Annotated in this window: 17 protein-coding genes; 5 read left to right on the top strand and 12 right to left on the bottom strand. The window is 70.8% G+C overall.

Going from position 1 to position 13,145, the window contains the following annotated elements; all coding sequences use genetic code 11:
- Nucleotides 1-10: 10 nt before the first annotated feature.
- From IEY88_RS11920 to IEY88_RS11900, 5 genes are read right to left on the bottom strand one after another with little or no spacing between them, the layout of a single operon-like run.
- Nucleotides 11-841 carry a class II fructose-bisphosphate aldolase gene (locus IEY88_RS11920; RefSeq protein WP_189154756.1) on the bottom strand — a complete coding sequence of 277 codons (831 nt, stop codon included), beginning with the start codon at nt 839-841 and terminating at the stop codon, nt 11-13.
- Complete coding sequence (locus IEY88_RS11915; protein ID WP_189154755.1) at nt 838-1,752, bottom strand: 1-phosphofructokinase family hexose kinase; 915 nt, start codon at nt 1,750-1,752, stop codon at nt 838-840. Before IEY88_RS11915 ends, IEY88_RS11920 begins: the two co-directional genes overlap by 4 nt.
- Nucleotides 1,749-2,672, bottom strand: coding sequence for a DMT family transporter (locus IEY88_RS11910; protein ID WP_189154754.1), 924 nt, complete (start codon nt 2,670-2,672; stop codon nt 1,749-1,751). The genes IEY88_RS11915 and IEY88_RS11910 overlap by 4 nt, the downstream gene beginning before the upstream one ends.
- Before the next feature lie 10 nt (nt 2,673-2,682).
- A complete protein-coding gene (locus IEY88_RS11905; protein ID WP_189154753.1) occupies nt 2,683-3,636 on the bottom strand; it encodes an N-acetylglucosamine kinase in 954 nt (317 codons plus the stop codon).
- Between the two features lies 1 nt (nt 3,637).
- A complete protein-coding gene (locus tag IEY88_RS11900) occupies nt 3,638-4,768 on the bottom strand; it encodes an SIS domain-containing protein (protein ID WP_189154752.1) in 1,131 nt (376 codons plus the stop codon).
- 231 nt (nt 4,769-4,999) lie between these two features.
- Between IEY88_RS11900 and IEY88_RS11895 the strand changes: the two genes are divergently transcribed.
- The gene (locus tag IEY88_RS11895; protein WP_189154751.1) at nt 5,000-5,806 is read left to right on the top strand and encodes a DeoR/GlpR family DNA-binding transcription regulator; all 807 of its coding nucleotides are present in this window, start codon (nt 5,000-5,002) and stop codon (nt 5,804-5,806) included.
- 44 nt (nt 5,807-5,850) lie between these two features.
- Here the strand turns inward: IEY88_RS11895 and IEY88_RS11890 are convergent, their stop codons facing one another.
- Genes IEY88_RS11890 through IEY88_RS11880 form a run of 3 tightly spaced genes read right to left on the bottom strand, consistent with a single transcriptional unit; the run spans nt 5,851 to nt 7,542 of the window.
- Complete coding sequence (locus IEY88_RS11890; RefSeq protein WP_189154750.1) at nt 5,851-6,390, bottom strand: carboxymuconolactone decarboxylase family protein; 540 nt, start codon at nt 6,388-6,390, stop codon at nt 5,851-5,853.
- A gap of 29 nt (nt 6,391-6,419) precedes the next feature.
- Nucleotides 6,420-6,947 carry a redoxin domain-containing protein gene (locus IEY88_RS11885; protein ID WP_229693299.1) on the bottom strand — a complete coding sequence of 176 codons (528 nt, stop codon included), beginning with the start codon at nt 6,945-6,947 and terminating at the stop codon, nt 6,420-6,422.
- 4 nt (nt 6,948-6,951) lie between these two features.
- Nucleotides 6,952-7,542 (bottom strand): protoglobin domain-containing protein, encoded by a 591-nt coding sequence (locus tag IEY88_RS11880; RefSeq protein WP_189154749.1) that lies wholly within the window; start codon nt 7,540-7,542, stop codon nt 6,952-6,954.
- 157 nt (nt 7,543-7,699) lie between these two features.
- Here IEY88_RS11880 and IEY88_RS11875 point away from each other — a divergent pair, with 157 nt between their 5' ends.
- Nucleotides 7,700-8,341, top strand: a complete 642-nt coding sequence (locus IEY88_RS11875; protein ID WP_189154748.1) for a MarR family winged helix-turn-helix transcriptional regulator — start codon at nt 7,700-7,702, stop codon at nt 8,339-8,341.
- Nucleotides 8,342-8,347: 6 nt separating this feature from the next.
- Here IEY88_RS11875 and IEY88_RS11870 read toward each other — a convergent pair whose 3' ends face one another.
- Together IEY88_RS11870 and IEY88_RS11865 are read right to left on the bottom strand one after the other, a co-directional pair.
- A complete protein-coding gene (locus tag IEY88_RS11870; protein ID WP_189154747.1) occupies nt 8,348-9,022 on the bottom strand; it encodes an MOSC domain-containing protein in 675 nt (224 codons plus the stop codon).
- Complete coding sequence (locus IEY88_RS11865) at nt 9,019-9,687, bottom strand: type 1 glutamine amidotransferase (RefSeq protein WP_229693298.1); 669 nt, start codon at nt 9,685-9,687, stop codon at nt 9,019-9,021. Before IEY88_RS11865 ends, IEY88_RS11870 begins: the two co-directional genes overlap by 4 nt.
- Before the next feature lie 112 nt (nt 9,688-9,799).
- Here IEY88_RS11865 and IEY88_RS11860 point away from each other — a divergent pair, with 112 nt between their 5' ends.
- The gene (locus tag IEY88_RS11860) at nt 9,800-10,204 is read left to right on the top strand and encodes a Fur family transcriptional regulator (protein ID WP_189154745.1); all 405 of its coding nucleotides are present in this window, start codon (nt 9,800-9,802) and stop codon (nt 10,202-10,204) included.
- Between the two features lie 17 nt (nt 10,205-10,221).
- Complete coding sequence (locus tag IEY88_RS11855) at nt 10,222-11,688, top strand: catalase (RefSeq protein ID WP_189154744.1); 1,467 nt, start codon at nt 10,222-10,224, stop codon at nt 11,686-11,688.
- A gap of 3 nt (nt 11,689-11,691) precedes the next feature.
- Here IEY88_RS11855 and IEY88_RS44135 read toward each other — a convergent pair whose 3' ends face one another.
- Together IEY88_RS44135 and IEY88_RS11845 are read right to left on the bottom strand one after the other, a co-directional pair.
- Nucleotides 11,692-11,874 carry a hypothetical protein gene (locus IEY88_RS44135; RefSeq protein ID WP_229693297.1) on the bottom strand — a complete coding sequence of 61 codons (183 nt, stop codon included), beginning with the start codon at nt 11,872-11,874 and terminating at the stop codon, nt 11,692-11,694.
- 163 nt (nt 11,875-12,037) lie between these two features.
- Nucleotides 12,038-12,481, bottom strand: a complete 444-nt coding sequence (locus IEY88_RS11845) for a YdeI/OmpD-associated family protein (protein WP_229693296.1) — start codon at nt 12,479-12,481, stop codon at nt 12,038-12,040.
- 94 nt (nt 12,482-12,575) lie between these two features.
- On the opposite strand from IEY88_RS11845, the gene IEY88_RS11840 reads away from it, so the two are divergent.
- Entirely contained in the window at nt 12,576-13,094 is a 519-nt protein-coding gene (locus IEY88_RS11840) for a GNAT family N-acetyltransferase (RefSeq protein WP_229693295.1), read from the top strand.
- The last annotated feature ends 51 nt before the right edge of the window (nt 13,095-13,145 follow it).

The following is a 13,145-nucleotide window of genomic DNA, read 5'->3' as shown; positions in this document are numbered from 1 at the left end:
CGCGCACGGCTCACTTCGCCAGCACAGTGAGCAGCCTGGAGACCTCGTCGCGGACCGCGTCCCGGCCGGGTGCCAGGTAACGACGCGGATCGGTGAGCTGTTCGCGTTCCCCGAGCACCGCGCGGACCGCCTCGGTCAGCACCTGGTTCAGCCGCGTCCCGATGTTGACCTTGACGATGCCGGCGGCGACCGCTCCCCGCAGTCCGTCGTCGTTCACCCCGGACGAACCGTGCAGCACCAACGGCACCGGAACCGCCGCCGCCAGCGCGGCGATCAGGTCCTCGTCGAGCACCGCGCTGCGGTCCGTCATGGCGTGGGACGACCCGACGGCCACGGCGAGCGAGTCGACGCCGGTCGCCGCGACGAACGCCGCCGCCTCGCCGGGGTCGGTGCGCACGCCGGGCGCGTGGGCGCCGTCCTTGCCGCCGACCTCACCCAGTTCGGCCTCGACGAGACATCCGTTGGTGTGGCAGCGTTCCACGACCGCGCGGGTCCTCGCCACGTTGTCGGCGTAGTCGAGTTTGGAGGCGTCGAACATGACCGAGGTGATGCCCAGGCCGAGCCCCTCGTGGATGAGGTCCTCGTCCTCGACGTGGTCGAGGTGGACGAGCACGGGCACGGTCGCGTCGGAGGCGAGTTGGAGGCACGCGCGGGCGAACGGGGCGAGCGTGCCGTGGTAGCGCACGGCGTTCTGCGAGATCTGCAGGATCACCGGGAGCCCGCTCAGTTCAGCACCGGCGACGATCGCCTCCGCGTGCTCGATCATGATCGCGTTGAACGCGCCCACCGCACGGTGCTCGGTTCGCAGCCCGCCGAGCAACGTGGTCCATTCCGCGGTCATCGCGTCTCCTTCACGGTCGTCAGGGGAATCCAGCGGGCCCTCGCCTCGCGGTCGATCTCGCCGGCCACAGGTCGCAGCACGGCCGCCGCGGAGGTCGCCACCACGTCGGCCAGTGCGGCGGGCCAGTCGACCTCCTGTCCCGCACGGGCCAGGTGCAGTGCGAGCGCGGCGGCGGCCGCGTCCCCCGCACCGGTCGGGTTGCCGGTGACCACCTGTGCCGGGCGGGCGTGCCACGTGCCCCTGGGGGTCACCGCGGTCGCGCCGTCCGGGCCGGCGGTGGCGACCACGGCCGCCGCTCCCCCGGCCACCAGGTCCTCGGGGCTGGCGGCGAGCTCCGCGAGCTCGTCCTCGTTCGGCATCAGCACCGCCCCGCTGGACGCGGCCGCGCGCAGTGCCGCACCGGACACGTCCGCGATGACCGGCACGCCGTGCTCGGCGCACAGCCGGGCGAGCCGCGCGGGCACCTCCGGGTCCATCGACGCCGGCACGCTGCCCGAGATCACGACGGCACCTGCGCCTGCTTCGAGCTCTTCCTGCAATGCCGCGAGAATCTCCACGGCAGCCTCCGCGCGAGCCGGAAAGCCGTTCTCCTGCAACATCGTCGTGCTGCCGTCGTCGGCCACCACCGCGATTGTCCGGCGCACGCAAGCGAGCGCGGGCACGAGCCGATGTGCGATTCCCAGTTCCTGCAGGCCTTTGCGGAACTCGTCCAGCTCCGCAGTCGTGGTCAATGCCAGCACAAGGCTGTCCTCGCCCAGTGCGTTGACCACGGCCGCGACGTTCACGCCCTTCCCGCCCGCCCTCGACCGCACCTCCGGCACGCGGACGGTCTCCCCCACCCGCAGCGCCTGCACGCGGTAGGTCACGTCGATGGCGGGGTTGAGCGTGACGGTGACGATCCGGCCCGTCACGTCGTCGTCCCAGCGGGAACCGCCTCGCTGCTCTTCTCCGCGCGGTAGACCATCAGCGTGGAACCGGCGAGGGCCAGTACGATGCCCGCGACCTGGAACGCGCTGGGCTGGGCGCCGAACACCAGCAGCGACAGCACGATGGTCAGGACGGGAGCCAGCGCGTTCGTGACCGGTGCGACGATCGAGGCCTTGCCGCGGCTCATGGCCATGACGAGGAACAGCGCGCCGACGGCGTTGAGCAGCTGGGTGCCCGCGGTGAGCGCCGGTGCCTGCCACGGGAAGTCCAGCGGCAGCCCGCCCATCATCAGCAACGCCACCGGGATCAGCACCAGGCCGCTGATGGTCATCCAGCCGAACGTCGTCGCGTCGTCCACCCCGGCGACCGCCGCCTTGCGCATGAAGAACGCCTGCACACCCCACGCCACGCAGACCAGGACCGCGAGCAGCAGGTAGAGCCAGCCGCCGTCGGCCGAGTCCCCGGTGGACACCGAGAACAGCACCACGGCGACGAGTGCGAGCACCACGCCGGTCCAGGACAGGGCCCCGAGCCGTTCGCGCAGCAGGCCGAACGCCATCAGCACGGTGATCGCGGGCGACAGCGCGACGATCGGGAAGATCACGTACGCGGGCCCGATCGTGAGCGCCTTGAACAGCAGCAGCTGTCCGCCGGCACCCGTGAGCCCGATCAGCAGCCCGTACCCGGCGGCCGTGCGGCTCCGGTCGAACTTCTTGCCGCGCAACGAGACCCACGCGGGGATGAGCATCGTCAACGACCACACGACGTACACCATCGGGTCGGGGTAGGCGTAGAGCTTCGTGGGCAGCGCGGAGAAAGCGCCCCACACACCCCAGAACAACACCAGCAGTCCCGCGTAGGGAACCCAGCTGTTCGCACGGAAGAACGAGCCTGATGTGGCCATTTTCGGCTCCTCAGAGGGAGAGCGTGGCGGGAGAGATGTCCTCGGCCCGCAACGGGTGCCCGTGCAGGCGTGCCGCGTGCAGAGCGGCGCCGATGTGCGGTTCCAGCAGGGGTTCGCGCAGGTCGAAGTCGTGGCCGAGCGACTCGCGGAACGACGTCAGCACGTGCGCCGAGCCGAACATTCCGCCGGAGTACGACACCGGGACCTGCTGGGAGGCGGGAAACTCCAGTGCCTCGCGGCCGATGTTGACGAGCAGCGCGAGTTCCTGGCCCGCCTGACGCAGGATCTCGCCGGCGGTCGCGTCACCGGCGTCGGCCGCCGCGACCACGATCTTGCTCAGGCTCGCGATCCGGCCCCGGTCCCCGTTCCAGCGCATCATCACGACGTCGATGGCGTCGAAGTCCGCGGTCAGGCCCAGAGCCGTGCGCATCTCACCGACGAGCGGCCCGACCGGCAGCCGTCCGTCGACCATGCGGCTGAACGCGTTGAGGCCGTTGATCGCGACCCAGTAGCCGGACCCCTCGTCGCCGAACAGCTCACCCCAGCCACCGCCGCGCCACTGCCGGCCGAGTCGCTCGCCGTAGGCGATGGAACCGGTGCCCGCGACGACGTTGATGCCGTCGACCGCGCCGAGCGAACCGGCCCAGCCGCAGATCATGTCGTTGCCGCAGCGGTAGTGGTCGCCGCCGAGGATTTTCGCGGGCAACGCGTCGAGGAGCGGGACGTCCCCGCTGATCTCGCCGTAGGCGGGCAGGCCGAAGAACGCGTAGGTGATGTCCTGCACCCCGATGCCCGCGATGCCGCAGACCTCGGCGATTCCCTGGCGCAGCAGGGGTTCGACGATCTCGAAGCCGTCGTTGAGGTAGTACACGCTCGCGGTGCGGGCCTCCGCGAGCACGCGGCCGTGGAGGTCGATCAGGCAGAACGCGGTCTTGGTTCCTCCGCCGTCGACGCCGAGGAACATCTCAGCTCACCTCCTCGGGGAACTCGTGGATGACCACGCCCTGCACCACGCGGTTGACCTCGCCGCCCGGGAACGGGTTGTCCGGCGTCAGGTCCAGCGCGAGCGAGCACGCGAGCGCCGTGGCCTGGGCGGTGATCACAGCGACCAGCGCCCACACGGACGGCGAGGAGAACCCACCGCCGACCGGCCACACCTGCGCGCCACCGCACTCGGCGGAGTCCGCCTCTCCCACCACGACCACGCGATCGGCGCCGAGCGACTGCACGAGCTCCCGTGCGATGTCGACGTCGTACGAACGCGAGTACGGGTCCGGGGAGAGGAAGACGATCGCGATCGTGCGGTCGTCGAGCACCGACTTCGGGCCGTGCCGGAACCCCAGCGACGACTCGGCGAGCCCGACCACCTCACCGCGGGTGAGTTCCAGGCACTTGAGCGCGGCCTCCCGCGCCAGCCCCCGCAACGGTCCCGAACCCAGGTACACCAGGCGGGCCGGCTTGGCCCCGGCGATCGCCGACGCCCGTTCCGCTGCCTCGTCGAGCACCGCGGATCCCTGCCGTGCCAACGCTTCCACGTCGACGTCCACCCCGAAGGCGAGCAACGCGGCCAAGGCCATCCCGGTGAACGACGACGTCATCGCGAAGCCGCGGTCGTTCGTCTCGTCCGGAAGCGCGAGCACGACAGCGTCCTCCGCGCCGGACCACCGCCGAGCCAGCTGTCCCTGCGGGTCGCACGTGATCACGAGGTGCCGCAGACCGGGTGCGAGCCGGTGCAGGAGTTCCGCCGCGGCAAGGGATTCGGGACTGTTGCCGCTCCTCGCGAAGGACACCAGCAGCACGGGCCGGTCGTCCACGACCGCGCCCTGCGGGTCGGCGACGACCTCCGTGGTGGCGATCGCCTCCACCGGCCTGCCCAGGTGCCGCGCCACGGCCGGGGCCACGACCTCGCCGATGAACGCCGACGTGCCCGCGCCGGTCAGGACGACCCGTGTCCTCGCGTCGGCCAGCGCCGCGCCGACCAGGCCGTCGACCTCCACCCGGGCCTGCTCCACCGCTTCGGCCACCCGTGGCCAGACGGACGGTTGCTGACGGATCTCCGCCGCGGTCCAGCTGGTGCCGAGCCCACGTTCACCCATGGTGTCGCCTTCCGATTACCCAGGACGCTTCCCCGCCGCATTCGGACGATTTCTTCGAATGCCGTTGAGCGGTGCATTCGTACGTCCGGGGCTGCGGGAGCAGCAAGGTTCGCCGCCCAAATGAGCAATCCGAATGAGCGTTTCGCCGCGTCGGCCCAGTTCAGGGGTCCGCTGGAGTGAGCAGAGCGCGTACGATCGCTCACCCGGAAGAGTTGTCGTAGGCTCCGCGCCATGGCCGAGCGGAAAAGGCGGACGACGCGCGCGGAACGCATGTCCGAAATACTGCAAGTGCTCCGAGAAAGCGGTTCCCTGCAGGTCGGTGACCTCTGCGCGCGCCTGGGCGTCTCATCCGCGACGTTGCGGCGTGATCTGGCGCAGCTCGAAGAGCAACGGCTGCTGACGAGGACGCACGGCGGGGCGAAGCCGCAGGGTGGCGTGAACGAGGTGCCGGTGCGGTACCGCGGCGGCCGCTCCCGTGACGCGAAGCGGGCGATCGTGCGTCAGGCGGTCCGCATGCTGCCGTCGGGGTCGCACGTCATCGCGCTGACCGGAGGGTCGACGACGAGCGAGCTCGCGAAGCAACTGCCGGGCCGCGCCGACCTGACCGTGGTCACGAACGCGTTGAACATCGCGATGGAGATGGCGTTGCACCCCCGGCACAAGCTCGTGGTCGTCGGCGGTGTGGCCAGACCCCGTTCCTACGAGCTGGTGGGTCCGTGGGCGGAGCACGTGCTGGCGTCGATCAGCATCGGCACGGCGTTCATCGGCGTCGACGGCATCGACGCGGTCGCGGGCATCACCACGCACGACGAGAACGAGGCGCGCACCAACCACGCGATGCTCAGCCGTGCCGCGCGGGTCGTCGTGATGGCCGACGGCAGCAAGCTCGGCAAGGCCACGCTCGCCCGCATCGCCGACATCCACGACGTCCACGAGGTCGTCACGGACATGTCCGCCGATCCCGTCGCGGTGGCGGCGATCCGGGCGGCCGGGGTCCGCGTCACGGTCGTCGAGGTGGCGTCGGCGAAGAACGGCTGACGCCTCGGGGCACCGGGATCGCCCGGTGCCCCGAGGCGGGTCACTCACTTGCGGAGCGGCACGCGCGTGAAGTCGACGGGGACGTCGAGGGCCACGTTGATGTAGTTGGTGAACACGTTGAGGGCCACGTGCGCCACCGTCTCGACGATCTCCTCCTGGCTCAGACCGGCGTCCCGCGCGGCCTGGACGTCGGCGTCGTCGATCTGCCCGCGCTTCTGGACCAGTGCGGTGGCCAGCGCCAGCACGGCCGCGGTGCGCGGGTCGTCGGACTTGCCGCCCTGCGCGTTCGCCATCTCCTCGGCGCTGGCACCGGCCTTCCTGCCGAGCATGGTGTGCGCGGAAAGGCAGTAGTCACAACGGTTCTGGTCGGCGACGGCCACAGCGACCATCTCGCCGATCTTGGCGCCGAGCGTGCCGCCGCCCAGCGCGCCGAACTGCGCCCACATGCTGCGCAGGGCGGCGGGCGAGTGCGCGACGGCCTTGAACATGTTGGGCACCACGCCGAACGCGCCCTTGATCTGGGCCAGGGTCTCGGCGCGCTCGTCGGTGATCTGGTCGGGGTTGGTGAGTTCGATGCGGGACATGGTGTTTCTCCTTCTCGGGGTGATGGGTGTCAGGTGCAGGTGCCGTCGACGGCGCAGACGGCGGGCGGGACGGCGCCGTCGAGCAGCCGCGTGACGGCCGAGGCCAGCGACATGTCGTCGACCGGGCCGAGTTTCTGGCCGCGCAGCATGCCGTCGCGGTCGATGAGGACCGTGGTGGGCGTGCCCTGCATGCGGTAGCGGCTGAACGTGACCGGTGCGGGGTGCGCGCTGCGGAGCGCGTCGACGCCGACCGGGAAGGGGATGCGGTACTCGTGCAGGAACGCCTTGAGGCTGGTCGGGGTCATCGCCTGGTGGTGTTCGAACACGGTGTGCAGGCCGACGACGGCGAGCTCGTCACCGAACGCCCTGGACAGCCGGACGGCCTGCGGCAGCGCGTGGCTCACGCAGCTGGGGCACAGCATCTGGAACGCCTCGAGCACCACGACGCGGCCGTGCAGCTGGGCCAGGTTCAGCGGGTCGCTGTTGAACCACTCGGTCGTCTCCCAGGGCATCGCGGGCGCCAGGAGTCCGCTCGACGGGGACAGGAGCAGGCTCACGTCGTCACCACGCCTTGCCGGCATAGGGCTGCGACCACAGCGCGACCTGGAGGGTGACCGCCTTGAACCACGCCTGGTGCATCGCGTCCACCTGCTCGGCGTCGTGCCCGCCGGCGGCCAGGAACGGCCGGATCGTCGCGGTGATCGGGTAGATGAACGCGATGATGTGGCGCAACGGGATGTGCGGCACCGAATCGGCGTGGTCGGTCTGGTTCTTCTTCGGCTCGGTGTGCCGCAACGCGATCTCGTGCTGGTAGGCGAGCCAGCGCTCGTCGTACGGCCGCCGGCAGGTGTCCATGATCCAGCGGCCGAACCGGGCCCGCACCCGCCCCAGGTAGTCGCCGATCGGTTCGCCCTGGGGCGTGGAGAAGTAGGCCACGAGGTGCGGGTGCGCCCCGACGAAGCCGTACCAGACGTCCAGGACCTGCTCGATCTGTCCACTGAGGACGTCACCGGCGAGGCGCAGCGCCTCCTGGTCCGCGAGGCCGAAGAGGACGCTCGCGAGCAGCCCCTCCAGCTCGGCGGGGGTGACGGGCGACGGAGGCAGACCCGGGTCGTCGTGGGTGTAACCGGGTACGGGTTCGGGGAACGTCATGTCGCTTCCTTCACGAAGTCGGCTGCCAGAGCGGCTGAACGACACTCTGCCACAAAGTAAGTAGGAGTCCTACCTACTTTGCTCCACGGTGATCCGGGTCTCAACGCGGACGGCACGTACCATCGACGCGGAAAGCACTACGGGCGAGGCGGATCGCATGACTGACACCGACGGCACGGCCGGGCTCGACCGGCGGCTGGCCGACGCGCTGGAGCGGCTCGGGCACGGCATGCGGTCACTGGCGCAGCGCACGGCACGGGAGCACGGGCTCTCCCCGTTGCAGCAGCAGGCCGTGCTCGCACTCGCGCAGCACCCGCGCAACCGACACGAGGTGGCGGCGCTCGCCGCGGAGTTCGACGTCACCACGCCGACGATGTCCGACGCCGTGGCGGCGTTGGAGCGCAAGGAGATCGTGACGCGCTCACCCGGCACGGACGGCCGCCGGCGCTCACTCACGCTGACCGCCACCGGCGAGGAGGTCGCACGTGGACTGTCCTCCTGGGACGATCCGCTGACCTCGGCCCTGGCGGGGATCTCCGAGCACGACAGGGCGATCACGCTGCACACCCTGCTGCGGGTGATCGGGGGCTTGCACAGCGCGGGCGTCGTGAGCGTGACGCACATGTGCACGACGTGCCGCTTCTTCGGCCGCGACGAGTACCCCGATCCGGCCGTGCCGCACCACTGCCACCTGTTGCGCATACCGCTGCCGCTGGCGGGCCTGCGGACCGACTGCCCGGAACACGAACCGGCGGACGCGCCGGCGTCGAAGCGGAAGCAGCGCGCCACGCCACAGTGAGGCGGGTCAGCCGTGCAGGCGGGCGGCCTGGTCTTCGAGACGTCCGTCCAGGCGCCGGTGCAGCAGCTTCACCCACGACTCGGGCAGCACGCCGTCGTGAGCCAGCAGCCGCCGGGCCGCGGCCACGTCGTCCAGGTCCACGTTGAGCACGCGGTGCACCTCGGCCGCGGTGATCCCGTGCGAAGGTTCGCTGTCCAGCACCAGCGCGTCACCCGCCCCGACGTGCCCCTCTCGCAGCACCCGGCAGTAGAGACCAGTGCGGCCCGTGCGCTGGGTTCGCACGGCCATGTCCCCGACGTCGTGCCGTGCGGCGAGCTTGAAGCAGGGCCTGCGTGGCTGGCTCACCTGCAACAGCACCGAACCCACGGCGTGGACAGCACCGATCACGGCGTCGCTTTCCAGCAACCCGGACGTGGTCAGGTTCTCCCCGAACGCGGGGGTGACGAGCGGTCCGATCTCCTCCGCCCAGGCCGCGTAGTGCTCACTCGGGTAGAGCAGGACCGCCTTGTCCGGCCCGCCGTGGTTCACCTGGTCCCCCTGCTCGTCCCCGGCCAGGCCGAGGAAGCCGACGTCGACCCGGCCTGACACCGGCGACTTCGCGATCGCGGTGCTCACCTCCCGGCCTCGCCAGGGAAGTTGCCGCACCACACCGGTCGACACGACGACCACCCGCGCGCTCATGACCCCACCACCGCAGCGGCGAACGCGGCCCACCGCGCGAGCACCTGCTCCCCCACCGCGGACACCGCGTCGACCTCGGCGAGGGAGATCTTGCGGCCCGCCGGCAGGTACGGCGTGATCTCCCACAGCTCCGCGGAACCGATCTCGACGTGGAACTGCAGGCCGTAGGCCGTGCCCGCCCGGAAAGCCTGGTGCGCGTAGAGATCCGACCGTGCGAGCAGTTCCGCGCCGTCGGGCAGGTCGAACGTGTCCTCGTGCCAGTGCACGACCGGTAGCCGGGGCCCGGACGGCGACAACACCGGGTCGTCGGCGGAGGTGAGCTCGACCTCGCCGGCCCCGATCTCCGCCACCGGTCCGCGGTGGACGGACGCGCCCAGCGCGGCGGCGAGCAGCTGTGCGCCGAGGCAGACGCCGAGAACCGGTTTGCCGAGCCGGACGCACTCCGCGATCAACGCCCGTTCCTCCACCAGGTGCGGATGCTTCAGGTCGTCGAACGCCCCCATCGGGCCGCCCATCACGACGAGCACGTCGAGCTGTGCGGCGGCGGGCAGCGCGTCCCCGAGGTCGGCGCGGACCACGGACACCTTGCTCCCCACGGCGAACAACGCCGGTGCGATCAGACCCGGCCCTTCGAACGGAACGTGCTGGATGACCACCGAGCGCACGGAAGACCTCGTTTTCTTGAACCGGTCCGGACTACTTGCCCCGAGCGCGCCCAGCATGCCACAGTCTAGCTAGGAGTCCTAACTATCTTTGCCGCTCGCCGAGGAGACCGACTTGCCCGCAGAAGACCCGGTCGCCGCCCTGCGCAGCGTCTCGCTGAGAGTCACCAAGCAACGGATCGCCGTGCTGACCGCGTTGGCACACCACCCGCACGCCGACGTCGACCAGCTGGGCCGGATCGTCCGGGAGGACATCGGTTCCGTGTCCACGCAGGCGCTCTACGACGTGCTGGCGGCGCTGTCGGACGCGCGGCTCGTGCGTCGGCTCGAGACCGGCCAGCGGGCGCGGTTCGAACTGCGCGACCACGCCCACGACCACGTCGTGTGCCGCGGCTGCGGCGCGGTGGCGGACGTCGAGCGCGCTCCCCTGGAGTTCCCGCGGACGCACGGTTTCCGCGTCGAAGAGTCCGAGGTCCTGCACTGGGGGCTGTGTCCCTCGTGCGGCCCCGGCGACCACTGATCGGAGAAGTTCACCAGATGGCGTTCGAAGACAACACCGACCCGCTGACCACGGCCGCCGGCGCGCCGGTCGCCGACAACCAGAACAGCCTCACCGCGGGCCGGCGCGGTCCGGTCCTGCTGCAGGACCTGTGGCTGCTGGAGAAGCTCGCCCACTTCGACCGCGAGGTGGTCCCGGAGCGGCGGATGCACGCGAAGGGCTCCGGCGCGTTCGGCCGGTTCACCGTCACCGGCGACCTCACCGCGTACACGAGAGCGGCGCTGTTCAGCCAGATCGGCAACGAGTGCGAGATGTTCGTGCGGTTCTCGACGGTGGCGGGCGAGCGCGGCGCCGCCGACGCCGAACGGGACATCCGCGGCTTCGCGACCCGCTTCTACACCAGCGAGGGCAACTGGGACGTGGTCGGCAACAACACGCCGGTCTTCTTCTTCCGCGACCCGCTGAAGTTCCCCGACCTCGCCCGCGCCGTGAAGCGCGACCCGCGGACGAACCTGCGCGACCCCGAGAACAACTGGGGCTTCTGGACGAACCTGCCCGAGGCGCTGCACCAGGTGACGATCGTGATGAGCGACCGCGGCATCCCCCGCTCGTACCGGCACATGCACGGGTTCGGGTCGCACACCTACAGCATGGTCAACGCCGACGGCGTGCGGCACTGGGTGAAGTTCCACTTCCGCACGCGGCAGGGCATCGAGAACCTGACCGACGAGCAGGCGGGCCAGTTGATCGGCCGCGACCGCGAGTCGCACCAGCGCGACCTGTACGAGTCCATCGACAACGGCGACTTCCCGGCCTGGAAGCTCTACGTCCAGGTGATGCCGGAGGCCGACGCCGCCGGGTACCGCTTCCACCCGTTCGACCTCACGAAGGTGTGGAGCAAGAAGGACTACCCGCTGATCGAGGCGGGCGAGATGCGTCTGGACCGCAACCCCGGCAACTACTTCGCCGACGTCGAGCAGGCCGCCTTCACCCCGGCCAACGTCGTCCCCGGCATCTCGCTGAGCCCGGACCGGATGCTGCAGGGCCGGCTGTTCTCCTACGGCGACGCCGCGCGGTACCGGCTCGGCGTCAACCACCACCAGATCCCGGTCAACCACCCGAACGGCGCGCGCCTGGTGAACACCTACCACCGCGACGGCGCCATGCGGGTCGACGGCAACCAGGGCGGCGTCCCCGGCGTGCAGCCGAACAACTTCGGCCGCTGGGCCGAGCAACCCGCCTACGCCGAACCGGCGCTGTCCGCCGGTGACACCGCCGACCGGTTCGACTTCCGCGAGGACGACGACAACTACTTCGAGCAGCCGGGCGATCTCTTCCGGCTCATGACGGGCGAGCAGCAGCAGGCGTTGTTCGACAACACCGCGCGGGCGATCAAGGGCGCGCGGAAGGAGACCGTCGAGCGGCACGTCCTCCACTGCGGCAAGGCCGATCCGGCCTACGGCGAGGGAGTGCGCAAGGCCTGCGAGGCCATCGGGGCGTTGTGACGCTCAGGAGGTCAGCGCGGGCAGGCGCTTCGCGGTGATCTCGCCCAGGCGGGCGACGTCCTCGTCGGACAGGTGGTCGAAGACCAGCCTGCGCACCTCGGCGAGGTGACCCGGTGCGGCGGCGACGTCCCCGGTGAGGCACTCGCTGCGAGGCCGCACGAGCGGTGCGGCGCCGGTGGCGAGCACGGACCGCCACTCTCCGAGGGCCAGTGCCAGGTGTTCGCGGCCGTCGCCCGGTAAACGTGAACACCTCCGCGGTGGTGTACCCGTCGGGGGGTTCGAGAGGCACGGTCATCTGCGTGCGGACGTCCACACAGGAGGCAGTGGGCTGCGTCACCGCCGCCTGAGGTCAGGCCAGGTCGGCGACGATCTTCGCGATGCGTCGCGCACGGGTCTCGGCCTGTTTCGCCGCCGCCACCGCCTCGGTCCGCTGCCGCTGGTTGCTGTAGGACAGCGCGGTGAACGCGGCTCGGGCCGCGGGGTTCGCGTCGAGCGCGGCGGCGAGGTCTTCGGGCACCTCGACGGTGCGTTCGGCGAGGTCCGGTTCCAGCGCGACCTCGACGGTGTCCCCGGCCGCGACGCCCGCGGCCTCCCGGTTCGCGGCGCTCAACGGCAGCATGAAGTCACCGCCGTAGACCGCGACCGTGCTGCGGTAGGTGTGGGCTCCGATGGTCACCAGCACCTTGGGTTTCCTGCCCTGCCCCAACGCCTCGACGACGTCCGCCGGGACGCGGAGGCCGGTCGCGGTCTTGCCGTTGAGCTCGACGGGGGTGGTGAACGTGTGGCGCGTCAAAGGTCCGTCCTCCCGGGAGTCGTCAGCTCGGATGGTAGGCACCGGGAGGCGAAATTGGATGGTGACGGGCCGGGGCCTTCTGCAGGATGAAGCTGTGCAATCACCTGGAACCAAGTCGGCCGTCGCGATCCGCGAGGCGGGCGACGACGACTGGCCGCAGATCTGGCCGATCATCCGCGACGTCGTCACCGAACAGCGGACGATTCCCTACGACCCCGGCATGAGCGAGCAAGACGCCAAGCGGATGTGGCTGCTGGCCGCACCGGCGAGGGTCGTCGTGGCCGCGGACGGCGACCGGGTGCTCGGCACCGCGAACATGTACGCCAACCGGCCGGGGCCGGGGAGCCATGTCGCCTCCGGCACGCTGATGGTCGCCGAGCAGGCACGGGGCGCCGGCGTGGGGCGAGCCCTCACGACCGACCTGGTCGACTGGGCGCGGCGCGGCGGCTTCGCGGCCGTCCAGTTCAACGCCGTCGTCGACACGAACACGGCGGCCGTCCGCCTCTACGAGGACCTGGGATTCGTCACCCTCGGCACCGCTCCCGGCGCGTTTCGCCACCCCGACCTGGGAGACGTCGGCCTGCGCATCATGTGGCTGGACCTCACGAGCTGATCGTGAGAAAACCGCGGCGAGGACGCCAGATCCCCCTGGACGTCCTCGCCG

The organism is Lentzea pudingi (assembly GCF_014646255.1).
Classification (GTDB): domain Bacteria; phylum Actinomycetota; class Actinomycetes; order Mycobacteriales; family Pseudonocardiaceae; genus Lentzea; species Lentzea pudingi.
Note: the sequence above shows the minus strand (reverse complement) of the source record. Positions and strands in the feature narration are given on the sequence as shown.